At 36.6% G+C, this 23,522-nt stretch carries 19 protein-coding genes; 7 read left to right on the forward strand and 12 right to left on the reverse strand.

Annotated elements, in window-relative coordinates; genetic code table 11:
• Window positions 1-64 precede the first annotated feature (64 nt).
• The gene (locus tag BLQ00_RS03035; RefSeq protein WP_093140334.1) at window positions 65-946 is read right to left on the reverse strand and encodes a hypothetical protein; all 882 of its coding nucleotides are present in this window, start codon (window positions 944-946) and stop codon (window positions 65-67) included.
• An 85-nt stretch (window positions 947-1,031) separates the two neighbouring features.
• Here BLQ00_RS03035 and BLQ00_RS03040 point away from each other — a divergent pair, with 85 nt between their 5' ends.
• Window positions 1,032-1,694: a ComF family protein gene (locus BLQ00_RS03040; protein WP_093140337.1), complete on the forward strand. Its 663-nt coding sequence runs from the start codon at window positions 1,032-1,034 to the stop codon at window positions 1,692-1,694.
• A 24-nt stretch (window positions 1,695-1,718) separates the two neighbouring features.
• A complete protein-coding gene (locus tag BLQ00_RS03045) occupies window positions 1,719-3,323 on the forward strand; it encodes an Ig-like domain-containing domain (RefSeq protein ID WP_093140339.1) in 1,605 nt (534 codons plus the stop codon).
• Here the strand turns inward: BLQ00_RS03045 and BLQ00_RS03050 are convergent.
• From BLQ00_RS03050 to BLQ00_RS03065, 4 genes are all read right to left on the reverse strand, one after another.
• On the reverse strand, window positions 3,310-4,086 hold the full coding sequence (locus BLQ00_RS03050) for an amidohydrolase (RefSeq protein ID WP_093140342.1): 777 nt from the start codon (window positions 4,084-4,086) through the stop codon (window positions 3,310-3,312). The genes BLQ00_RS03045 and BLQ00_RS03050 overlap by 14 nt on opposite strands.
• Entirely contained in the window at window positions 4,086-4,559 is a 474-nt protein-coding gene (locus BLQ00_RS03055; protein ID WP_093140344.1) for an ankyrin repeat domain-containing protein, read from the reverse strand. The genes BLQ00_RS03050 and BLQ00_RS03055 overlap by 1 nt, the downstream gene beginning before the upstream one ends.
• Before the next feature lie 97 nt (window positions 4,560-4,656).
• A complete protein-coding gene (katG, locus tag BLQ00_RS03060; protein ID WP_093140347.1) occupies window positions 4,657-6,900 on the reverse strand; it encodes a catalase/peroxidase HPI in 2,244 nt (747 codons plus the stop codon).
• 148 nt (window positions 6,901-7,048) lie between these two features.
• Window positions 7,049-8,164, reverse strand: coding sequence for a methionine aminotransferase (locus BLQ00_RS03065; protein ID WP_093140350.1), 1,116 nt, complete (start codon window positions 8,162-8,164; stop codon window positions 7,049-7,051).
• Between the two features lie 129 nt (window positions 8,165-8,293).
• On the opposite strand from BLQ00_RS03065, the gene BLQ00_RS03070 reads away from it, so the two are divergent.
• Window positions 8,294-10,555 carry a response regulator gene (locus BLQ00_RS03070; protein ID WP_175445403.1) on the forward strand — a complete coding sequence of 754 codons (2,262 nt, stop codon included), beginning with the start codon at window positions 8,294-8,296 and terminating at the stop codon, window positions 10,553-10,555.
• Here BLQ00_RS03070 and BLQ00_RS03075 read toward each other — a convergent pair whose 3' ends face one another.
• The 5 genes from BLQ00_RS03075 to BLQ00_RS03095 form a co-directional block, all read right to left on the reverse strand.
• Window positions 10,556-11,296, reverse strand: coding sequence for a succinate dehydrogenase/fumarate reductase iron-sulfur subunit (locus BLQ00_RS03075; RefSeq protein ID WP_093140355.1), 741 nt, complete (start codon window positions 11,294-11,296; stop codon window positions 10,556-10,558).
• 10 nt (window positions 11,297-11,306) lie between these two features.
• On the reverse strand, window positions 11,307-13,322 hold the full coding sequence (locus tag BLQ00_RS03080) for a fumarate reductase/succinate dehydrogenase flavoprotein subunit (RefSeq protein ID WP_093140358.1): 2,016 nt from the start codon (window positions 13,320-13,322) through the stop codon (window positions 11,307-11,309).
• A gap of 11 nt (window positions 13,323-13,333) precedes the next feature.
• Window positions 13,334-13,999, reverse strand: coding sequence for a succinate dehydrogenase cytochrome b subunit (locus BLQ00_RS03085; RefSeq protein ID WP_093140361.1), 666 nt, complete (start codon window positions 13,997-13,999; stop codon window positions 13,334-13,336).
• A 180-nt stretch (window positions 14,000-14,179) separates the two neighbouring features.
• Window positions 14,180-15,277 (reverse strand): T9SS type A sorting domain-containing protein, encoded by a 1,098-nt coding sequence (locus BLQ00_RS03090; RefSeq protein WP_093140364.1) that lies wholly within the window; start codon window positions 15,275-15,277, stop codon window positions 14,180-14,182.
• A 35-nt stretch (window positions 15,278-15,312) separates the two neighbouring features.
• A complete protein-coding gene (locus BLQ00_RS03095) occupies window positions 15,313-18,153 on the reverse strand; it encodes a VPS10 domain-containing protein (RefSeq protein ID WP_093140367.1) in 2,841 nt (946 codons plus the stop codon).
• A gap of 121 nt (window positions 18,154-18,274) precedes the next feature.
• Here BLQ00_RS03095 and BLQ00_RS03100 point away from each other — a divergent pair, with 121 nt between their 5' ends.
• Complete coding sequence (locus tag BLQ00_RS03100; protein WP_093140369.1) at window positions 18,275-19,567, forward strand: aminopeptidase P family protein; 1,293 nt, start codon at window positions 18,275-18,277, stop codon at window positions 19,565-19,567.
• Window positions 19,568-19,604: 37 nt separating this feature from the next.
• On the opposite strand, the gene brnQ is transcribed toward BLQ00_RS03100, so the two are convergent.
• Window positions 19,605-20,894 carry a branched-chain amino acid transport system II carrier protein gene (brnQ, locus tag BLQ00_RS03105; protein ID WP_093140372.1) on the reverse strand — a complete coding sequence of 430 codons (1,290 nt, stop codon included), beginning with the start codon at window positions 20,892-20,894 and terminating at the stop codon, window positions 19,605-19,607.
• A 31-nt stretch (window positions 20,895-20,925) separates the two neighbouring features.
• Between brnQ and BLQ00_RS03110 the strand changes: the two genes are divergently transcribed.
• From BLQ00_RS03110 to BLQ00_RS03120, 3 genes are all read left to right on the forward strand, one after another.
• The gene (locus BLQ00_RS03110) at window positions 20,926-21,687 is read left to right on the forward strand and encodes an alpha/beta fold hydrolase (RefSeq protein ID WP_093140375.1); all 762 of its coding nucleotides are present in this window, start codon (window positions 20,926-20,928) and stop codon (window positions 21,685-21,687) included.
• Window positions 21,688-21,752: 65 nt separating this feature from the next.
• Window positions 21,753-22,007, forward strand: coding sequence for a hypothetical protein (locus BLQ00_RS03115; protein WP_093140378.1), 255 nt, complete (start codon window positions 21,753-21,755; stop codon window positions 22,005-22,007).
• Window positions 22,004-22,213: a hypothetical protein gene (locus tag BLQ00_RS03120; protein ID WP_093140381.1), complete on the forward strand. Its 210-nt coding sequence runs from the start codon at window positions 22,004-22,006 to the stop codon at window positions 22,211-22,213. Before BLQ00_RS03115 ends, BLQ00_RS03120 begins: the two co-directional genes overlap by 4 nt.
• Window position 22,214: 1 nt before the next feature.
• On the opposite strand, the gene thiL is transcribed toward BLQ00_RS03120, so the two are convergent.
• Window positions 22,215-23,261 carry a thiamine-phosphate kinase gene (gene thiL / locus BLQ00_RS03125; protein WP_093140383.1) on the reverse strand — a complete coding sequence of 349 codons (1,047 nt, stop codon included), beginning with the start codon at window positions 23,259-23,261 and terminating at the stop codon, window positions 22,215-22,217.
• Between the last annotated feature and the right edge of the window lie 261 nt (window positions 23,262-23,522).

Genomic DNA, 23,522 nt, shown 5'->3' on the forward strand with positions numbered 1-23,522 from the left:
TAAAAAAACCGCTACGATAAGTTCGTAGCGGTTTCAAGTTTTTTTTGCCAAAAGGCGTATAATTTTATTTCAAATCCATAGTTGTGGTAGCAACTTGTCTTGCGCCATCAAAAACATTGATGGTGTATTTCCCTTCAATAAGATCATCTTCTGCAGCATTCACTAAAATACATACATCCAATTCGTCATTTTCATAAAATACTTTACTAGAAGCACTATATTTAAGTTCGGCATCGTCTATCATAATAGATTCATTGTTTCCTAAAAGTGCATTTCTAGGATTTATTACCTGTACAAAAAGTAATTTATCTCCCTTTTCAGCAATATTATTTGGTGCCAATGTAAAGCAAGCTCTTACTTTATCAGCTCTGCTAGAACGTCGTGTATCAACAATTTTCCCACTTTTTCTAACAATTACAGCATCTCCACGAAGATCGGTAGCACTTAACGTTGCTCCTCTTTTAATGGTTTCCGCCATAGCAGTATTCTTTTGATTTACAGAATCTACCACCATATAAGTTTTAGAAAGCACATTAGAAGTACTATCTCTTTCTAGCGCCAATCGTTGGTTTGCGTAAATTAAGCTGTCTGCTTTTTTGAAAAGCAATTTACGCTCTTCTTTTAGCCTACCAATTTCAGCTTTGTAACGTCCAATAAGTGCCATATTAGCTTCCGATTTTTTTACGGATTCTAACAATTCTTCAATACGTTCTCTGGCTGCTAATAAATCTTTATCTTTTAGTTCATTGTCTTGAATTACCTCGTCATAATTTGCAATTAATGACTCTAATTCAGTTTCAATATCTGCTTTTTGTTGTTCTAATCCAGTAACTGCGGTTTTGCTATCGTTGTATAGGGATACCGTATAAACGGCTAATCCAATCAATAAAACTGATAAAACACCAATTAATATCTTAAATTTAGAACTGTTATTCTCTGTGTCCATTAGGTTACATGTTATTGTTTGAAGAAGCTAAAGTAGTAAGTGTGTTAAAATAAAACGTTTATAAAATGATAAAAAAAATTAAAATATGTTAAATGTTTTATTTCCAAGGACTTGTAACGCCTGTAAATCAACGCTTTCCAAAGCAGAAACCGTCATTTGTGTAAAATGCAGGCATGCACTTCCTATGATAAGTCATCATAAAACGGATAATGAAGCTATGAAAGTTGTTTTTTATGGAAGATTTCCTGTTGAAAATGCAACAGCTTTAATTCAGTTTCAGAAAAAAGGAATTACGCAAGAGTTATTACACAATCTTAAATACCGCGGAAAGAAGGAAATTAGTTCCTTTTTCGGGAAATGGCTTGGCAGTGAACTTTCAGAAGTAGCTGCTTATAAAGCGATAGATGTGGTAGTTCCTGTGCCGCTTCATAAACAAAAACGTAAAAAAAGAGGCTACAACCAAGTTGAGGGCTTTGGAAAGGAAATAGCCAAAGCACTTCAAATTCCGTATGAAGACAAAGTGCTTATAAAAATTTCAAAAACCGAATCACAGGTATTCAAGCAGCGGTTTACACGTTTTAATTCCGAAGAAATATTTGCGGTACAACATCCTGAAAAACTAACAGGCAAGCACATTTTACTCGTGGACGACATTATTACCACAGGTGCTACCCTCGAAAACTGCGCCTTGCAATTGCTTAAAATTGAAAACACAAAAATAAGCCTTGCTACAATTGCCATTGCCTAACAAAAATCTTATTACTTTTGCTGCATGAAACATCGGTTACTGTATATTCCCATCCTTTTTTTGCTGTCACTTTCATTTGTAGATTGTGCTAAAAAGGGCTCTCCGTCTGGAGGGAAACGCGATAGCATTCCGCCCGTAATTGTAAAAAGTAATCCAGAAAATTACAGCACACAGTTTACCGGAAATGAGATTCGTATTTATTTTGATGAATATATTAAACTGAAAGACCTTCAGAAGGAGTTAATTATTTCTCCTCCCATGAAAAACGCACCTAGCATCACGCCTTTAAGTGCTTCAAAAGTGCTGAAAATTAAAATTTTGGATACTTTAAAAGAGAATACAACCTATTCTTTTAACTTCGGAAACAGCATCGTTGACAACAATGAAGAGAATGCATTTGAATATTTTAAATATGTCTTTTCTACCGGAAGCTATATTGACAGCTTAAAAATTTCAGGGAAAATTGTAGATGCAGAATTGGCAAAACCAGAAACCCCTACTACTGTTGTTTTATACGAAGTAAACGATACATTTAAAGATTCCTTGGTCCTTTCAGAAAAACCAACCTACATCACCACCACAAAAGATTCGACAAGTACCTTTGAACTTACCAATATCAAGGAAGGGAATTATCTATTACTAGCACTGAAGGAAAAAACGAATGATTATACTTTTCAGCCAAAAAATGATAAAATTGCGTTTGAAAAATCGATTGTAACCTTGCCTACCGACAGCTCGTACACCTTAACTCTTTTCAAAGAAAAACCCGCCTATAAAATAGCACGACCGAAACACGAAACGAAAAACCATATCTCGTTTGGTTTTGAAGGCGATGCTACAAATTTGGAGCTTGAAGTGCTTTCTGAAGTTCCTTCCGATTTTGAATATACGACCTATAGAGATTTAAAAAAGGACACGATTCATTATTGGTTTAAACCTGCATTTGAAGCAGACTCTTTAATTTTTTTGGCGAAAAATTACACTAAAAGAGATACGCTTACCGTACGAATGCGCGATTTGTTTGCAGATTCACTCTCCTTTTCGCACATGAATGCGGGAACATTAACTTCTTTAGACACCCTAAAAATTCAAGCGACGAGACCTCTCGTAAAAGTGGCTTCGGAAAAATTACAGGTCTTAGACAAAGATTCGGTTGCGGTACCTGCTTCCATCGTTTTAGATTCAACTTATAATGTGGCTAAAATTGTATTCGACAAAAAAGAAGAACAACGATATGCCATAGAAATACTACCTGGCGGAATTACAGATTTCTTCGGAAAGACCAATGATTCCTTATTTTATAGAGTTACTACAAAGCCAACTTCCGACTATGGAAACTTAACGCTGGCGCTTAAAAATGCCAAAGAATTTCCTATTATCGTACAATTGGTTACTGAAAAATTTAAAGTGGTTTCTGAAACCTATCTAACTGAAAACAATTCTGTATTGTTCGATTATATCAATCCTGGCAAATATTACATTCGGATTATCTATGACGAAAATGGCAATAAAAGATGGGATACTGGAAATTTCTTGCAGCGTTTAGCACCAGAAAAGATTCTGTATTATCCATCCAGAATTGAAGTGAAAGCCAATTGGAGTTTAAATGAAACCTTTATTTTAGACTAAACGAATCACGATCTTTTAGAAACTGAAGGTGCTCGCGATTCTTTGTAATATGTGATTTCTGAAGCACAATCGTTTCTGAAAATTCTGTTTCAAAATCTTTTGTTGAAATTTGTTCCCCTAGCACATCATATACTGCCGAATGCCCAACGTATTCGTGTCCCATTCCGTCCAAGCCAATTCGGTTAACACCCACACAATACGTCATATTTTCGATAGCGCGTGCTTTTAATAATGCGTCCCAAGCCGTAATTCTTTTTTTAGGCCAATTAGCAACATAAAGCAACACATCGTAAGCTTCCGTATTCCGCGCCCACACTGGAAATCGAAGGTCGTAACAAATCAACGGACAAATTTTCCAGCCTTTATACTCAACCAACAAGCGTTCTTCTCCCGCAGTATAGGTTTCATGTTCTTTGGCAAGCGTAAACGTATGTCGCTTGTCGTAAGTAGTGTAAGTTCCGTCTGGAAATACAAAGAATAGACGGTTGTAATACGTATTATTTTCAGCAATAATAACACTTCCTGTGATGGCTGTTTGTTGTTTTTTTGCTTCTGAAATCATCCATTGCAAAGTCGCGCCATCGGTAGCTTCAGAAAGCTCTTTGGCATTCATTGAAAATCCCGTGGTAAACATTTCGGGCAATACAATAAGATCTGTTTTTTCAGAAATAGCCGCAATTCTTTCAGAAAAATGAGCGCGATTCGCTACTGCATTTTCCCAATGCAAATGCGACTGAATAATAGTAACAGCAAGAGTTTCCATTAGGTGAGTTCTTCTAATAAATTGATTATTTCTTTACTGCCTTGCATAGTAGCATGGTCTTTTGCAGTAAGCCCTTTGTCATCTTTAACCATTGCATCTGCACCGTTTTCAATTAATAGTTTCAGAATGTCTTTATGTCCAAAAGTTGCAGCGAAAATAAGTGCCGTAGCGCCATTGTAATTTGGAACATTTACGTTTGCTCCTTTTTCTAATAAAAGTTTCGCTAACGGCTCATATCCTTTGAAACAAATCCCCATAAGGGCCGTATTTCCTGAAGCATCTTGTGCATCTATATTTTGAGGGTGATTCAAAATAATTTCTGTAATGTCTTTGAACCCATAATAGGTCGCTAAAAGCAAGGGCGTAGAACCTCTCGCGTCTTTTTCGGTCACTAACTGAGGTGCTTCTTTTAAAACCTGTGCTACTTTGGCTGCATCCTCGTTTCGAATGGCATTAAAAAGTTCTTCTTTCATAACACTAAATATAAATAAACAAAGCAACATATAGATATGCTGCTTTGTTAAACTAATGATAAGATAAATTAATCTGTTTTTGAATTATGTCTTAAGATTATTTTACATCGAAACGATCTAAATTCATCACTTTATCCCAGGCTGCGATAAAGTCGTTTACAAATTTCTCTTTAGAATCTTCACAAGCGTATACTTCTGCAATGGCTCTCAACTCTGAATTAGATCCAAAAATAAGATCGGCTCTTGTTCCAGTCCATAAAAGCTCACCTGTTTTTCTATTGCGTCCTTCAAAAACTTGATCGTCATTGGAAGTTGCTTTCCATGTAGTTCCTAAATCGAGAAGGTTTCCAAAAAAGTCGTTGGTAAGCGCATCAGAAGTAGTTGTAAATCTTCCATGCTTAGAACCATCAAAATTAGTATTTAAAGCACGCATTCCGCCAATAAGCACGGTCATTTCTGGTACCGTAAGCGTTAATAACTGTGCTCTATCGATTAATAGTTCTTCTGCCGTTGCCTTTTGATCGGTATGTAAGTAATTTCTAAATCCGTCCGCCACAGGCTCTAAGTGTGCAAACGACTCTATTTCTGTTTGCTCTTGCGATGCATCTTCTCTTCCTGCAGTAAAAGGAACTGTAACATGATGCCCTGCATTTTTTGCCGCTTGTTCTATGGCAGCTACTCCACCTAAAACAATAAGGTCGGCGATTGAAACCTTTTTATCGCCAGATTGTGCATCATTGAATTCTTTCTGAATACTTTCGATTGTCTCTAAAATTTTCGATAACTCAGTAGGATTATTCACTTCCCAATCTTTCTGTGGTGCAAGACGAATACGTGCGCCATTGGCACCTCCGCGCATATCAGAATTTCGATACGTTGATGCGGAAGCCCAAGCAGTAGTAACTAATTGTGAAATACTTAATCCTGAAGCCAATAGTTTTCTCTTTAATACTTCAACATCTGCTGCATCAATTAATGTATAAGTAACTGCTGGAATTGGGTCTTGCCATATTAACTCTTCAGAAGGCACTTCTGGACCTAGGTATCGAGATACAGGTCCCATGTCACGGTGCGTTAATTTATACCATCCACGTGCAAAGGCATCTTCAAACTCTTTTGGGTTTTCAAGAAAATGTTGTGATATTTTTTTATACGTAGGATCCATCTTCAGCGCCATGTCTGCCGTTGTCATCATCAAATCTTGCGTTTTAGACTTATCGTGCGCCATTGGTGCTTTTCGAGCGTGGGAAGCTTCCGTAGGCTTCCATTGATGTGCTCCAGCAGGACTTTTTGTTAACTCCCATTCATATCCAAGTAACACTTTAAAGTAATCGTGATCCCACTGATTTGGAACTGGAGTCCAAGCACCTTCAATACCACTGGTAATTGTATCATCTCCACTACCAGAACCATACGTACTTAACCATCCTTTCCCTTGAGCTTCTATTCCAGCACCTTCAGGCTCTACCCCTACCAATTCTGGATCTCCTGCGCCATGTGCTTTTCCAAAAGTATGTCCTCCTGCTATTAATGCAACAGTCTCTTCATCATTCATAGCCATACGTCCAAACGTTTCTCTAATGTCAACCGCCGAACCAAGAGGATCTGGTTGTCCATTAGGACCTTCTGGATTTACATAAATTAGTCCCATGTGAGCAGCTCCAAGCGGTTTTTCAAGCTCTTTGTTTTCATAACGTTCTTTATTTCCCATCCATTCCGTTTCGGAACCCCAATAAATATCTTGTTCAGGTTCCCAAACATCTTCTCTTCCTCCAGCAAACCCAAACGTTTTAAAGCCCATCGACTCTAACGCACAGTTCCCTGCAAGAATCATAAGGTCTGCCCAAGAAATCTTTTTTCCATATTTCTTTTTAATAGGCCAAAGCAATAATCTTGCTTTATCTAGATTTCCATTATCGGGCCAACTATTTAAAGGAGCAAAACGTTGATTTCCGGTATTTCCACCCCCACGACCATCGGTGACACGATACGTTCCTGCGCTATGCCATGCCATTCTAATAAAAAGACCTCCGTAATGACCATAATCTGCAGGCCACCAATCTTGTGAATCTGTCATTAATGCAACTAAGTCTTTCTTTAATGCTTCATAATCTAAGCTATTAAACTCTTTGGGGTAATCAAATTCTTGTGACATAGGATTGGATTTCCATGTGTTTTGTCGAAGAATTCCTAAATTTAACTTGTTAGGCCACCAATCGCGATTGGAAGTTCCTCCACCCGCTACTTCATTTTGGATTCCTTCAAAATAAGGACACTTTACTCCATTACTATCATTAATTTCCCATGCTTCTCCTTTGTTGTTTGACGGATGATCTTTCATACTATTTATGTTTTTAAATGCGTTTATTTCACTAATAATGATAAAGTTACCTATTATTTACGTTTTTTGTATTGAAAAGCAATCGTATCTTTTAATTTTTTAATAGATAAAACTTATGCAAAAAGCACAACGCTATAACAATTAGACATTAAAGTTTATTTAAAATTGCAGCAGCTTCTTCTAAAGTTTCATTTGTCTTTGCAAAACAAACTCTAATTTGTTTGAAATCTTCTTTATTGGCATTGAACACAGAGGTTGGAATGGTTGCTACTTTGAGTGTTTTGGTAAGTCTTTCAGCAAAAGCAATGTCTCCTTCCGAGGAGATAGCTGAGAAATCTAATAATTGGAAATAGGTACCTTGAGAGGGAAGTATGCTAAAGCGTGATTTTTTCAGTAAGTCTAAGAAAAAATCTCTTTTCTCTTGATAGAACCTTGAGAGTCCAAGGTAATTTTCAGGATTTTGCAAATAGGTTGCCAATGCCTTTTGAACAGGATGATTTACACTGAACACATTAAACTGATGTACATTTTGAAAAGCCTTCATTAAAGGTTCTGGTGCGACACAATAGCCAACTTTCCAGCCTGTATTGTGGAATGTTTTTCCAAAAGAGGCTGTTATAAAGGTTTTGGAAGCTAACTTCGGAAACATTGCTGCACTTTGATGCTGTGCGCCGTCAAATATAATGTGTTCGTACACTTCATCACTAATTACGAGAAGATTGTGTTTATCAACCAAATTTTCCAACTGAAGCATATCACTTTCAGAAAAAAGCATTCCGCTAGGATTATGTGGTGAATTGATAATTATCATCTTAGTAGAAAGAGTTATTCTTTCAGCAACTTCATCCCAATTTGGCGCATAATTAGGTGCTTGTAATTGAATAGGAACTGCTACACCACCAAATAATTCTATCGTCGGTTGGTAACAATCGTAGGCTGGTGTAAATAAAATGACTTCATCACCTTTTTTGATAGTCGCTGCTATGGCAGTGAAAATAGCCTGTGTAGCACCAGCTGTAACAGTAATTTCAGTATTTGGATTGTATCTCTTAGAAGCTGTCCTTTCAATTTTAGACGCAATTGCCTCTCGAAGTCCCATATCACCAGCCATTGGAGCATATTGATTATACCCTTCATTCATCGCTTTTGTTACAAGATCGACCAGAACAGGATCACTTTTGAAGTTAGGGAAGCCCTGCGAAAGATTTATCGCTTTGTACTCTAAAGCCATTTGACTCATTACTGTAAAAATACTTGTTTCCATTTGTTTTTTATTTGTAAGTGTTCGCTTACTAAATTACCAATAGTATATCGTTGAAGTTCTTAAAATATCGATTTATAACCTATATATAAGAAAATGTGTATATTAGCTCAACCAAATTTTCCAAATCCAATGAAGAAATTTACAACTCTTTTATTGATATATTTTGTTTGTTTTACACTTTCAGCTCAAAAATCTTTATCTACTGAAGAACTATTAAGTAGTAGCGAAGAGGAAATCTCTGAGTATTTTTCAAAATTAGCAGACTCATCGAACAACTTTTATTCAAAAGGAAATTACAAACAATCTCTCGAAGTTAACATTGATTTTTTAATTAAAGCCTTTGCTTCAGAAAACCCATACTACATCCATCAAGGATACCGTTTATTGGGGCATAATTACGAAGCAATTAATGATACCATTCTTGCAAAAGAGAGTTTTGAAAAATCAAAAAAATTCGCTAAACTTTCAGAAAACAATCAAGCGACTGCACAATCGTATATGGATTTGGCGGGAATATTTACCACAAATAACAATCCCGACAAAGCCTTTGCCTATCACGATAAATCTATCGAGCTTTTTGAAAAATTAAAAGATTACGAAGGTCTTACGAAAGCACATTATAACACCATACTAACCGCCATGAAAGTGGACGATAGTAAAAAAGCATACTTACATATTTTAAAGGCACGAAGGCTTAATAATTTTGAAAAAGACAGTGTTATAAGTGTTGGCTTAGACTACTATTCTGGATTGTACTATGCAAAAAAGCATAAGTACGACATGGCTGAGAAATACCTCTTAAAAACCATCAAAGGTGCTGAAAAAGCAAAACTTACCGTTCAACTAGAACGGGCGTATGACGCTTACAGTCAAAACCTTGCAAAACAAGGTAAAAATGAAGAGGCAGCGGTTGCCGAAACCCTGTTTGAAATGTACAAACATCTTAATGAAGAAAATATAAAATCGTTAGAGACAGAAGCATTGTCAGCAAAATTTCAAGTTTCTGAATACCGAAAAGATGTTGAAGCTGCCGAGTTACAAAATCAATTACAAGCCGAAATAGTAAAAAGTAAAAGTAATTTAAATACAATATTAATTGTTGTTACTAGTTGCTTTTTAGTAATGTTTATCGCACTGTTTTTTGCGTATCGAAACAGGAAAAAGTTGGTAAAAGAATTAAAAGTAAAGAACAAAGAGTATTTGGCGGCTAAAGAACATTCTGAAATGCTATCTAAAACCAAAAGCACCTTCTTTTCTACCGTAAGTCATGAGTTACGTACTCCTTTATATGGTGTAATTGGATTAAGTACTATATTACTAGAGGACAAGACACTTAAAAAACACGAAGAAGATCTAAAGTCCTTAAAGTTTTCTGCCGATTATTTACTTGCCCTTATCAATGATGTGCTTCAAATCAATAAGATTGATTCCAAAACAATTGAAGACGAACAAACCTCTTTTAGCATTCGAGATTTATTCAAAAAAATTACGGCTTCTTTTGAATATATGCGACTTCAAAACAAGAACAGAATACACATTCATATTTCAGAAACCATTCCGAAGCACGTTCGAGGAAACTCCGTTCGATTGTCTCAAATATTAATGAATCTTATAGGAAACGCGTGTAAATTTACGGAAGACGGTGATATTTATTTAATTGCTGAAACGGGATCGGAAACTGAAGGTAAAACAACGATTAAATTTTATATAAAAGACACTGGAATTGGGATTCCGAAGGAAAAGCAGGAAACTATTTTTGAAGAGTTTTCGCAAGCTAATTCTATTAACTACCACTATCAAGGTACGGGTCTTGGACTTCCAATTGTGAAGAAACTACTTGCTTTGTCTGATTCTGAAATTCACTTAGAAAGTGAATCAGGAAAAGGCTCTTTGTTCTCGTTTGAACTTACATTTGATATTGCTGAAAATATTGTAGAGAAGAAGGAAGTTTCTATCTTAGATACAAGCAGATTGGACGGAAAAAGCATCTTAATCGTTGAAGACAACCGTATTAATCAGACAGTAACTAAAAAGATTCTTGAGAATAATAACGCTCTTTGTTCTATTGCGAATAATGGGGAAGAAGCTATTTCTAAGGTTAAAAATAACGCCTACGACCTTGTATTGATGGATATTAATATGCCACTTAAAAATGGTATGGAAGCCACGCAAGAAATTAGAACCTTTAACAAAACAATTCCTATTGTAGCTTTAACGGCAGTTGAAGTTGAAGAAATGCGTTTCAAAATTTTCGATTCAGGAATGAACGACATCATTGTTAAACCTTACGATATTAACAAGTTTATTCAAACCATTCTTAAAAACATCGTTACTGAAAAGCAAGAAGTTTCAAAAACAAAAGATATCAATACGCGCTTAAGAGCTGTTTAATTACAAACTAGCTTTTAAATATTCACGGTTCATACGAGCGATATTCTCTAATGAAATTCCTTTAGGACATTCAATTTCGCAAGCACCTGTATTGGTACAGTTTCCGAAACCTTCATTATCCATTTGCTCTACCATATTTAAAACACGCTGTGTCGCTTCTACTTGTCCTTGAGGCAGTAATGCATATTGAGATACTTTAGCTCCAACAAACAACATAGCAGAGGCATTTTTACAAGCGGCTACACAAGCACCACAACCAATACAAGTAGCTGCATCCATCGCTTCATCTGCAGCTTGCTTAGCGATAGGAAGTGAATTTGCATCTTGTGTATTTCCAGATGTATTTACAGAGATAAATCCACCTGCTTGTTGAATACGATCGAAAGAAGTTCTATCTACTACTAAATCTTTAATTACTGGAAATGCCTTAGCTCTAAACGGCTCTATGGTAATAGTATCACCATCTTTAAACATTCGCATGTGAAGCTGACATGTTGTTACTCCACGATCTGGGCCATGTGGTTCTCCATTAATTTGCATAGAACACATTCCGCAAATTCCTTCACGACAGTCGTGATCAAATGCAACAGGCTCTTCACCAGAATTAACAAGTTGTTCATTTAGAACATCCATCATTTCTAAAAAAGACATATGTTCTGAAATTTCAGAAACCTTATATGAGACCATTTTACCTTTAGACGTTCCGTCTTTTTGTCTCCAAATTTTAAGCGTTAAATTCATAATGTCTTTTTTATTTATATGAACGTTGTTTTAACTCAATATCTTTAAATTCTAACTCTTCTTTATGCAGTACAGCATCTCCTGGTTCTCCTTTGTATTCCCAAGCAGAAACATACGCATACTCTTGATCGTTACGTTTTGCCTCCCCTTTTTGCTCTCCATCTAACTCTACAGACTCTTCTCTAAAGTGACCTCCACAAGATTCTTCTCTGTTTAATGCATCTTTAGCGAACAACTCTCCTAATTCTAAGAAATCTGCTACACGACCTGCTTTTTCTAATTCAGGATTCATTTCGTTAGCATTTCCAGGGACTTTTACGTTTTTCCAGAAATCTTCACGAAGGGCTTTTATTTCAGACATCGCCTCGGTAAGACCTTTTCTATTTCTAGCCATTCCTACTTTGTCCCACATAATTTTTCCTAATTTTTTGTGGTAGTAATCTACAGAATGTTGCCCTTTATTATTGATAAAGAAATCTATTTTGTCTTTTACTTCTTTTTCAGCAGCTATAAACTCAGGAGTCTCTGTTGAGATTTTTCCTGTTCTAATTTCATGTGCTAAATAATCACCAATTGTATAAGGCAATACGAAGTAACCATCGGCAAGTCCTTGCATTAAAGCAGAAGCTCCTAATCTATTTGCTCCGTGATCTGAGAAATTAGCTTCACCAATACAATACAATCCAGGAACTGTAGTCATTAAATTATAATCTACCCAAACACCACCCATAGTGTAGTGAGTTGCAGGATAAATCATCATAGGTGTTTTGTATGGATCTTGATCGACAATCTTCTCATACATTTGGAATAAGTTACCGTATTTTGCTTTTACAATTGCAGCTCCTAATTCCGTTATTTTTTCTTGTGAAGCATTATGTATATGGTGCAATTTTGCTTGCTCTTCTCCATAACGTTGTATTGCAGATTTAAAATCTAAATAAACAGCTTCACCTGTTTTGTTAACTCCATACCCAGCATCACATCTTTCTTTAGCAGCCCTAGACGCTACATCTCTTGGCACTAAGTTTCCGAAGGCAGGATAACGACGCTCTAAGTAGTAATCTCTATCTTCTTCTGAAATCTCTGTTGGCTTTAACTTACCTTCACGAATGGCAAGAACATCCTCCATTTTTTTAGGCACCCAAATTCGACCATCATTCCGAAGTGATTCAGACATTAAGGTTAATTTAGATTGGTAATCACCAGAACGTGGAATACACGTTGGGTGAATTTGTGTATAGCAAGGGTTTGCAAAAAAGGCTCCCTTTTTGTGTATTTTCCAAGCAGCGGTTGCATTAGAACCCATTGCATTGGTTGATAAATAATATACATTACCATAACCACCAGACGCAATCACGACTGCGTGCGCTGAATGGCGTTCAATTTCACCTGTGATAAGGTTTCTAGCTATAATTCCGCGAGCTTTTCCGTCGACTTTTACAACATCTAGCATTTCGTGACGGTTAAACATCTCGATTTTACCACGTGCTATTTGGCGATTCATTGCTGAATATGCTCCTAATAGTAATTGTTGTCCTGTTTGACCTTTGGCATAAAAGGTTCTAGAAACTAACACACCTCCAAAAGACCTGTTGTCTAATAACCCACCATAATCACGTGCAAAAGGAACTCCCTGCGCAACGCATTGGTCAATAATATTTGCTGAAACTTCAGCCAGACGATACACGTTCGATTCTCTAGAACGGTAATCTCCTCCTTTTACTGTATCATAAAAAAGACGGTACGTTGAATCTCCATCCCCTTGGTAATTTTTTGCTGCGTTAATTCCTCCTTGTGCTGCAATAGAGTGTGCACGTCTTGGTGAATCTTGATAGCAATATGCTTTTACGTTATATCCAAGTTCTGCAAGTGTTGCTGCAGCACTTCCTCCTGCCAAACCGGTTCCAACAACGATTACATCAATGTTACGTTTATTGGCTGGGTTAACAAGATTAATTTGATTTTTATAATTTGTCCACTTATCGGCTAAGGGTCCTTCTGGAGTTTTAGAATCTAATATCGACATAGCTACTGCTTTTAGTGGGATAATTGGTTAAAGTGATGATACAATGCAATAAAAATAAATCCTAATGGAATTGCAATTGCATAAAATTTAGTGAATCCTTTCAATGCTCTTGAATACATATTATTGAATCCAATACTTTGAAGCGAAGAAGAAAATCCGTGCCATAAGTGAAATGCCAATAAAACAAAAGCAATGACGTAAATCCCAACTCGTATAGGACTCTCAAACTTATGAACCACTTCTGGAAAATATCGTGTTGCATCCTCAGGATTAGACTCTATATATTTATAAACAATTTCTGGAACCCAAAAATCGTAGAAGTGTAAACCTAAAAAAGCAAGTATTACTAAACCAGAAATAATCATATTTCTAGAAGCCCAACTTGAATTTGCGCTTCCTTTGTAAGAAACGTAATTAACTGCACGAGCATTTCTGTTTCTAAGTTCTAGTACAAAGCCCATCACAAAGTGAAAAATCACTCCGAAAATCAATACTGGTTGCAAGAGTCCTTGAACCAAACCATTGGTTCCCATAAAATGAGACCAACTGTTAAAGGTATCTGGTGCAATGACCGAAGTAAGATTTATGACAAAGTGTTGGCCTAGAAAAAATACAAGAAATAAGCCCGAAAGTGCCATCGCAACTTTCCTAGCGATTGAGGAGGTAAGTATTCCCATTATGGTTTTCTTTCAAAAATTAAGATTCACAAAAATACGCTTCAAATAAACGTTTGCCAAAAAATAATCTTCTTATCTCCTTATTTAGAATAATAATAAGTTAATAGAAAATTTTCAGCATAAAACAAAAAAGCCACCCCAATGTTGGGATGGCTTTTTTTATAGCGTGACTAAAATGTCTTATTTTACGATAAGTTTTTTAGTAGCTGTTGCATTGTTTTGAGTTACTTGAACCATATATACACCTTCTTGTAAAGATGAGATATTTAATTCAGTTCCTTCAAGAGTTGTAGAAATTACAGTTTTTCCTAATACATCAAAAACAGTTACTTGCTTAGCTCCTTGAGTTTCAGTTTCGATAGAAACAACTCCTCTTGAAGCAGGGTTTGGATATAAAGAGAAATTAGATAAGCTATTGTCATTAACACCAGCTGTATTCTCTAGCAATTCTACTGCAAAGATAATATCAGAAGGAGTTCCTTGATCTAAACCAACTAAAGCAATTACACCTGGAGAAACCTCATCAGAGATAATTAATCCACCTGCAATACCTGTAGCTCCCGCTGGCATGTCATTAGCAAAATCATACTCTACACCTGTTGGAATACCTGTAGCTGGGTCAAGTTGTGTAATTAAATCTTGACTAACTCCTTGGTTGTGAATCCATAAAAATGGACCTCCTGGAGATACATTATCAATTGCACCACCATATACAGCTGTACCATGAGTAGCAGCAGGAATAAGAGATAACTCATTTCCAGACATGTCTACAGAAGCAATATCGTTTCCGAAGTTACCAATCCAGAATCCACCAGCACCACCGTCTAATGTTTCATCATAAGTTACCATTCTAGCAGTTGCAGCAGAAGTAATGTTAATAATTGCATCGATACTTCTAGTTCCTGGATCTACTTGATAAATTTGAGTTCCAGCTGTACCAATGTAAATACTAGTTCCATCTGTAGTCATTGAACGAGTTCCTGTAATTCCAGGAATAGTAAATGTCTCAACAAATGCTCCTGTTACATCCAACACATGAATAAGGTCTGAAGCCCATGCAGAAACCCAATACTGTCCATCCATGAACATGATACCAGCATTACCGTTTGCTCCAATAGTTCCATTCGCTCCGATATCAATTGTATACAACAAATCGAATAAAGCGTTTTGAGAATTACTTGATTCTCCGGCTGTTGGACTAGCCTCTCTTAATTGTGCATTAGCAGAAATTGTCCCCACTAACAACGCCAAAATAAATAATTGTAGTTTTTTCATCATAATTAGTTTTTAGTTTAAGTCCTAAAGATAAGAAATTATTTTATTGTAAAAACATTCCTTGTTATTTTTGAATTAAATTTTACCAATATTACGTATTCTCCTACAGGCAAGTAAGTTAACCCATTACCGCTTTCACGCAACTTCACTCCATCTTTCTTTAGCAACTTTATTCCTTTTTCTGAAAGTGATACATTATACTCAAAGTTTGAAATTCCTTTTGAAACTTCCATAGTATACTGCTGCAGTTCTTTTCCATCTTTCGTTTCTATTGAAATTGAAGCCGTACCATTTTGAGGAGTATAAAACTGAATTGGAATTGAAGGTTCATACACAGTGCTCCATTGACTATAACCATCCCCCCAACGTCTTGAATGTTCAATACTTTCAATAGGAGCAACTAACAATTCATTTTTCGTAGCAGGATTTATTTGTTGTAACAATGAAATATCTGCAATATAAATAGACCTTCCGTGTGTTCCAACCACCAAATCTTTTGCGGCAGGTTGCACGACCACATCGTGAATCGCAACATTTGGCAATCCTTCTGAAAAAGCCTCCCAACTTTCACCACGGTCAAAAGAAACATACATTCCATTATCTGTACCCACATAAAGTAAGCTTTCATTCTCTGGATCTTCTTTAATAACATTAACCGCTCCTACTGGCAAACTGGCTCCAATATTTTTCCAAGTAACTCCATAATTTTCACTCATATATATATGAGGTGTGAAATCGTCCCAGCGATACCCGTTAAGCGTTACATAAACACGCTCCTTTTTATGTGAGGAAGCAATCACACGACTTACCCACAGCTCTTTCGGAAAAGAATCGGACAATCGACTCCAACTGCCACCGCTGTTTTTGGTAACCGACACCAAACCATCATCACTTCCCGTATAGATCAATCCAAACTGAAAAGGAGACTCGCTTATCGTTGTTAATGTTCCGTAAGCCACATTCCCTGCTCTGCCTCCTCCTGTAAGATCTTCAGAAATTGCAACCCAATCATCTCCTTGATTCATGCTACGCATCAATTTATTTCCCCCTAAATACAAAATATCTTGATTGTGCGGACTTAACAAAATAGGGGTTTGCCAATTAAAGCGGTACGGACTTTCACCCAATTCGTGTTTTGGCTGAATATATTTGTTTTTGTGCGTATCTCGATTGATGCGATAGTAGTTTCCGAATTGAAACCCTGTATACACAAGAGCACTGTTTCTGTTATCTATTTCAATTTGCATTCCGTCTCCTCCCATAATAGATTCATAGGGATAATCTCCTGTTTGATGCCATCTTTTATCTTCTTCAGCTGTATGAGGCCCCACCCAAACACCATTATCTTGCAAACCACCGTACACATTATAAGGTGTTTCATTATCTACATTCACAGCATAAAATTGCCCTACGGAAGGTGCATTGTTCTTTATCCAGCTTTCACCATCATCATAGGTAATATTTACACCTCCATCGTTCCCATCAATTAAATGACCTGGAAGATTAGGGTTAATCCATAAGGCATGATGATCGGCATGCACATTGTGAGCACTAATAGACGTAAATGTCTTTCCACCATCTTTCGATTTTACAATAGGAACACCATAAATATAAATCGAATTTTTATCTTGAGGCGCAACGTGTATCTTTCCGAAGTAATACCCGTACGAATAATAAATATCGTCTAAATAGCCTTCATGGGTTTTGTTCCACGTAACACCGCCGTCGTTACTTTTATAGACCTCAGCCCCTACCACAGGAGTATCGAACAACATCGAATTGGCATCCTCAAGGTATTTTGCCAGATCGATAGGCTTCACAGAACCAACACGCACCATTTGCTTTACATTTTCAGCTTTGTACTTTTCTTGAAACCCATTATTCCGAAGGTATTGATCCAGTTTTTTGTTTTCCAATGCAAGAAATTGAGCCGTAGTCATGGCCTTAAAATCGTCTTTTGCAAGTCCATCTTTAGCCGGAGTTGAACGATTGCTTTTTCGTCTGGTCTGATTGTCTAAAACGGCATACACCGTGTTTTCATCAAAAATTGCAATTCCAATACGTCCCACACCCTCTCCCGTTGGGAAACCACTAGATTCGGTAGAAACCTTTGTCCATGTTGTTCCCGCATCGGTACTTTTATAAATAGCACTTCCCGCTCCATCTCCTTTAAAATTCCATGCTTTTCGGTCTTTTTCCCAAGAAGAAGCAAACATGATATTAAAATTGGAAGGCGCAACCTCTAATTCTATCACACCCGACCGATCGTTTACAAACAATGTTTTTTTCCATGTTTTTCCGCCATCGGTAGTTTTAAAAACACCTCTTTCTTCGTTATTAGAATACAAATGCCCGACAGCTCCTACTACAAGTTCGTCCGAGTTATTTGGATTGATAAGAATACTGCTAATATGATGGGAATCTTCCAAGCCCATATTCTTCCACGTCTTACCATTATCGTTTGATTGCAATATTCCAATGCCAGCATACGATGAACGCGACGCGTTTACTTCTCCAGTTCCCACCCAAAGCGTATTTGTTTTCCAATCCATGGTTACGCAACCTACATTTTGTGTCGGACTGCTATCTAAAACAGGCGTAAATGTTGTTCCGTTATTTTTAGTATGCCAAACACCACCACTTGCATATCCTACATAAAACTCCACAGGATTATTAGGGTTTACAGAAAGTCCCACCACACGACCGCTCATTATAGTAGGTCCAATGTTTTTAAACGGAAGGTTTTTTACTACTGAATTTTGCGTGAGCGTTTCTTTTTTCAGCAATCCATTTTTCACAACAGTAGCCGAAGTAGCGGGTTGTTGCGCAAATGAAACAAAGCCAATAAAACATAATAGAAAGAGTAATTTATTTTTCATGTAAAGTATTTTTATCTGCTGAAAGTACTCAAATGCGCTAGCTTCTCAAAATTTTATATCGGTATTAACAGCCAATGGATTAATTTCTATTAATTTTGAATAAATTCTGAAAATTAAGCTCATGAAATACGATAGAATAGACAACTCCTTATTTATAAAAAACAGAAAAAACTTTGCTTCTCAAATGAAGCCGAAGAGTTTAGCCATATTCAACTCTAACGATATATATCCTATTAGCGCCGATAGCACCATGCCGTTTGAACAACATCGTGATATCTTTTTCTTAAGCGGTGTAGATCAAGAGGAAAGTGTATTGGTTCTTTTTCCAGATTGCCCGAACGAAAAACATCGTGAAATTTTATTTCTGAAAGAAACGAACGCACACATTGCTGTTTGGGAAGGTGAAAAACTTACCAAAGAAGCTGCATTCGCAACGAGTGGTATTAAAACCGTTTATTGGCTTCAAGATATGGAGAAGATTTTGTTTGAAATCATGACACAATCAGACACCGTGTATATCAATACCAATGAGCATTATCGTGCTACCGTTGAAACGGAAACAAGAGAAGCGCGTTTCACAAAATGGTTATTGGCAAAATACCCTGCACATTCGGTAGCAAAAAGCAATCCTATTTTACAACGATTACGTTCGGTTAAAGATCCGATCGAATTAGACTTATTACAACAAGCGTGTACTATTACTGAAAAAGGATTTCGTAGAATTCTAGGTTTTGTTAAGCCTGGCGTTTGGGAGTATGAACTGGAAGCAGAATTCATGCACGAGTTTTTAAGAAATCGCTCCAAAGGATTCGCTTACACTCCTATTATCGCAAGCGGAAACAACGCCAATGTTTTACACTATGTTGAAAACAACCAACAATGTAAAGACGGCGATTTAATTTTGTTAGATGTAGGTGCCGAATACGCAAACTACAGCAGTGATATGACACGTACTATTCCTGTAAGCGGAAAATACAGCAAACGTCAGTTAGAAGTTTACAACGCCGTTAAACGCGTAAAAGATGAAGCGACAGAATTATTAGTTCCGGGCGCTTATTGGAAAGAGTACCACGAAGAGGTTGGAAAATTAATGACGCGTGAGCTACTAAACCTAAAACTGATTGACAAAGCGGATGTGAAAAATGAAAACCCAGACTGGCCTGCCTATAAAAAATACTTCATGCACGGTACATCACACCATATGGGACTAGACACCCATGATTATGGATTGCTTTGGGAACCAATAGAGGCAAATATGGTATTTACCGTTGAGCCTGGTATTTATATTCCTGAGGAAGGCTTCGGAGTTCGTTTGGAAGATGATGTGGTAGTTCAAGAAAAAGGATCGCCTTTCAATTTGATGCGTAACATTCCTATTGATGCGGAAGAAATTGAAGACATTATGAATTCGTAAACACTTCTGAAATTAGCATTCAATCCGATACAGCAATCTAACCCATTGTTGTATCGGATTTTTTATTTCTGAAACCGAACAAATTCATTAGCAAAAAAGCAAGTGCCGCTGGCAACACCCAGCCCAAACTATTTTTCGATAGTGGAACGAGCGCTTTAATGGGGGCTGCAAAACTTTCCGAAGTAATAAAAGGTAAAAAATCTGGAACACTAAACAACAACGTAACAATTGTAACTGCTCTAAAAACTAGTGGGGAAGCAAATCGTTTTGGAAGTGCATTTAACAGAATTAAAACAATGGTAATTGGGTAAATAAACATAAGCGCTGGCAACGCGATATCGATGATATACCCCACATTAAATTGCCCCACTACAATCCCCAATAAACACCCTAAAACTGCCGTAACTTTATAAGCCACGGGAGAATTTCCCACAAGTCCTTTCACAAAATCTGACGTTCCTGTTACAATTCCGACTGCGGTGGTAAAACAAGCAAGCGCTACTAAAACAGCTAGAAATGCCGTACCAACATTTCCTAAGGTTTCTGTACTCAACACTGTTAGTAGCTCCGTTCTATTTGCCGCTTCTAAGGTGGTGTTATGCATCGCTCCCAAAGCGATTAATCCGCCATAAATAAGAAACAAAGCAATTCCCGCAATCAATCCTCCTTTAGCGATTATCGATTTTTTCTCGGTGTACGAAAACGTTCCTTGCAACGCCAATGAAATGACAATAACACCTCCAACCACGACACCTCCAATAGCGTCGAATGTTTGGTAGCCTTCTAAAATTCCTTCCGTAAACGCATTTCCAAATATTGAGGGCTGCATCGGACTTACATCCGCAAAAAAACCAATTCCGATGATGCTTATTAACAATATGAATATAAGCGGTGTTAGAAATTTTCCAATAAAGTCCAACACCTTTAGCCTGTTCAATACAAAAACCAAGACCAATCCAAAATACACAATACTTGTCCAAAGGGAAGAAACATCAAAATACGGTTGTATTGCCATTTCGTGGGTTACCGAAGCGGTTCTTGGCGAAGGCAAAGCAATGGAAATTGCATAGACAATGACCGCATAGACAAGCGCAAATTTTGGAGATACCTTTTTTGCAAAATCTAGCATTGTTCCTTGCAATCGTGCGTACCCATAAATAGCGAGAATAGGAATGATTACCGCCGAAATCGCAAATCCAAAACTCACCAACAACCAATCGTCACCTGCATTAAACCCTAAAAAAGGTGGTAATATAAGGTTGCCCGCGCCAAAAAATAGGGAGAACAATGCAAATGCAGTTATAAAGGTTTGTTTGCTGTTATTCATTGGTAGATATTTGTGGCTCGAATATAGAAAAATGATACTGAATTATAACAACGCTTCCATTTATTACGAAATTCACGGAGAAGGTCCTGTGCTTCTATTGCTTCACGGTTTTTTAGAAAGTGCAACCATGTGGGAAAAATTTATTCCTGAAGTTGCTTCAAAATACACTATAATAACAATGGATTTCCCTGGTCACGGAAAAAGTGAATGTATTGACAAGGAACACACTATGGAACTATTGGCAGAAGTTGTTCATGCGCTTTTACTAGAACTGAATATTAATTCTGTTTCAATCATGGGGCATTCTATGGGAGGATATGTGGCTTTGGCATTCGCCGAAAAGTACGATGAAAAGCTACAAAAGTTGGCACTATTAAACTCAACTTCGGCTGAAGATTCTGCAGATCGGAAGCTGAATCGTGAACGAGCCATTCAAGTAATTTCAAGAAATCCTGCTGCTTTTATCAGTATGGCTATTAGTAATTTATTTTCAGAAAATACCCATCAAAAGTATGCTTCAGAAATCCAAAATCTGAAGAATGAGGCACTTAAATTTCCGTTAGAAGGCATTCTTGCAGCCGTAATTGGCATGAAAAATCGAAAAGATAGGACCACTATTTTAAAAAATTTCAGCAAAGAAAAAATTCTAATTTGCGGAAAAAATGACCTTATCGTTCCTTACGAAACCTCTAAAACACTGGCATCACACACGTTAAGCAAATTAATTGAGCTCGATGGAGGACATATGGGAATGGTTGAAAATTTAAAAGAAATTACAAAAATTTACACTTAATCGTTGATTACGTGTATTTTGTCGTCTTTTTTGTAGTATATTTATACCAACTAAAAATTACTACTATGAACCATATTTCCCCTAAACCATCAAAATCCATTACTGGAATTATGTGTACCACCTTTGGGCACAAGTACAAAGTTACTCGTAAGGTTACCAACCACATTAACGAATACAAATGTTCGCATTGTGGAAAAGAAGTAACCGATAACATGTCTGGAAAACTAGAAGTACTTACTTACAAAATAAAGAAAGTAAACTCGACCCTATCTGTCTATTTTCAGAAAAGATCAAGTAGAGTCACAAGACAAAGCGCATGAAATTATTTACCTGTAAAATTAAAGGTCATAAGTTAACGACTATTAAAAAGGATAGTATTCTAATTAAAGAATTTGAATGCATCAATTGCAAGAAAAAATTTACAACAGATGGGTATGGAAAAGTTGTAAAATTAAACTCGTATTGGGAGCAAAATAATTTATTGTTTGAGCAACTACAAAAAAGGCAAAAAGCACAAGCTTCTTAAATTATTCTTCTTGTAAAGAATTCCACCCTCGTGCTACAATAGGAATTTTAGTGTTAGCACGGGTTATTAAATGCACCCCTTCTTTTTCATGGGTCATGTGTCCAATAATTGATAAATTCGGGTTTCCTTTAATTTTTGGAAAATCTTCTTGCTTTACCGTAAACAACAACTCATAATCTTCACCGCCACTTAGTGCGATAGTTGTACTGTCCATTTTAAATTCTTCCGAAGTAGAAATTACCTGAGGGTCTAATGGAATTTTATCTTCATATAAATTACACCCAACTTTAGAGTTTTTACACAGATGTAATATCTCTGAAGAGAGTCCGTCGCTAATATCAATCATTGATGTTGGCAACACTTCTAAATCGGCTAAAAGCTTTACAATGTCTTTTCTAGCTTCAGGTTTTAACTGACGCTCTATTAAATAAGTATATGCATCTAAATCGGGTTGTGAATTAGGATTCACTTTAAATACTTGTTTTTCACGTTCTAATATTTGCAATCCGAGATACGCTGCTCCAAGATCACCAGAAACCACTAATAAATCTGAATCGCCAGCACCATCACGGTACACAATGTCTTCTTTTTTGGCATGTCCAATAGCTGTGATACTAATTAGAAGTCCGGAGGTTGAAGAAGTTGTATCACCCCCAACAACATCTATCCCATATATTTTAGCTGCAGTAGCAATTCCTGCATACAACTCTTCTAAAGCCTCCACTGGAAATCGATTTGAAGCTGCGATAGAAACCGTAATTTGTGAAGGAGTTGCATTCATTGCATACACATCAGATAAGTTTACAATAACTGCCTTGTAACCTAAATGCTTTAAAGGCATATAACTCAAATCAAAATGAACACCTTCTACCAAAAGATCAGTAGTTACAACAATAGGTTCGTCTAATGTAATCACTGCAGCATCGTCTCCAATTCCCTTAATCGTAGATTTATGTTGAATTGAAAACTGTTTGGTTAAATGGTCTATAAGTCCAAATTCACCTAATTGTGAAATATCTGTTCTAGAATTGTCTTTATTTTCAAGCATGTTTCCTTTGTTTACAGGTGCAAAAATAAGGCTTCATAAACGAACTCCATATATTTTTTGATGAATAATAAGTTTCAAGTAATTTTTCAGTTTTAAATCTATTTTTTAAGGCTGCTTAGAAGTCACTTTTAAAAGCAATAAAAGTTGTTAAAAAAAGACTATCTCTTTGCTAAAAAATTTCCTTTCCAGCAATTCAAAAAACCGCTTAACCTACTAAAACACTAGGATAAACACAAGTGGTAAAAAATATGTTAAGCCTCT

The sequence above is a fragment of the Ulvibacter litoralis genome, assembly GCF_900102055.1.
Lineage (GTDB): Bacteria > Bacteroidota > Bacteroidia > Flavobacteriales > Flavobacteriaceae > Ulvibacter > Ulvibacter litoralis.

Excerpts from the sequence above, each read along its gene's own strand:
- BLQ00_RS03050 (WP_093140342.1), bottom strand. The coding sequence starts at position 4,086 with ATGGAAACTCTTGCTGTTACTATTATTCAGTCGCATTTGCATTGGGAA.
- BLQ00_RS03070 (WP_175445403.1), top strand. The coding sequence starts at position 8,294 with ATGAAGAAATTTACAACTCTTTTATTGATATATTTTGTTTGTTTTACA.
- katG (WP_093140347.1), bottom strand. The coding sequence starts at position 6,900 with ATGAAAGATCATCCGTCAAACAACAAAGGAGAAGCATGGGAAATTAAT.
- BLQ00_RS03040 (WP_093140337.1), top strand. The coding sequence starts at position 1,032 with ATGTTAAATGTTTTATTTCCAAGGACTTGTAACGCCTGTAAATCAACG.
- thiL (WP_093140383.1), bottom strand. The coding sequence starts at position 23,261 with ATGCTTGAAAATAAAGACAATTCTAGAACAGATATTTCACAATTAGGT.
- BLQ00_RS03100 (WP_093140369.1), top strand. The coding sequence starts at position 18,275 with ATGAAATACGATAGAATAGACAACTCCTTATTTATAAAAAACAGAAAA.
- brnQ (WP_093140372.1), bottom strand. The coding sequence starts at position 20,894 with ATGAATAACAGCAAACAAACCTTTATAACTGCATTTGCATTGTTCTCC.
- BLQ00_RS03120 (WP_093140381.1), top strand. The coding sequence starts at position 22,004 with ATGAAATTATTTACCTGTAAAATTAAAGGTCATAAGTTAACGACTATT.
- BLQ00_RS03035 (WP_093140334.1), bottom strand. The coding sequence starts at position 946 with ATGGACACAGAGAATAACAGTTCTAAATTTAAGATATTAATTGGTGTT.
- BLQ00_RS03075 (WP_093140355.1), bottom strand. The coding sequence starts at position 11,296 with ATGAATTTAACGCTTAAAATTTGGAGACAAAAAGACGGAACGTCTAAA.
- BLQ00_RS03095 (WP_093140367.1), bottom strand. The coding sequence starts at position 18,153 with ATGAAAAATAAATTACTCTTTCTATTATGTTTTATTGGCTTTGTTTCA.
- BLQ00_RS03045 (WP_093140339.1), top strand. The coding sequence starts at position 1,719 with ATGAAACATCGGTTACTGTATATTCCCATCCTTTTTTTGCTGTCACTT.
- BLQ00_RS03110 (WP_093140375.1), top strand. The coding sequence starts at position 20,926 with ATGATACTGAATTATAACAACGCTTCCATTTATTACGAAATTCACGGA.
- BLQ00_RS03055 (WP_093140344.1), bottom strand. The coding sequence starts at position 4,559 with ATGAAAGAAGAACTTTTTAATGCCATTCGAAACGAGGATGCAGCCAAA.
- BLQ00_RS03080 (WP_093140358.1), bottom strand. The coding sequence starts at position 13,322 with ATGTCGATATTAGATTCTAAAACTCCAGAAGGACCCTTAGCCGATAAG.
- BLQ00_RS03085 (WP_093140361.1), bottom strand. The coding sequence starts at position 13,999 with ATGGGAATACTTACCTCCTCAATCGCTAGGAAAGTTGCGATGGCACTT.
- BLQ00_RS03065 (WP_093140350.1), bottom strand. The coding sequence starts at position 8,164 with ATGGAAACAAGTATTTTTACAGTAATGAGTCAAATGGCTTTAGAGTAC.
- BLQ00_RS03115 (WP_093140378.1), top strand. The coding sequence starts at position 21,753 with ATGAACCATATTTCCCCTAAACCATCAAAATCCATTACTGGAATTATG.
- BLQ00_RS03090 (WP_093140364.1), bottom strand. The coding sequence starts at position 15,277 with ATGATGAAAAAACTACAATTATTTATTTTGGCGTTGTTAGTGGGGACA.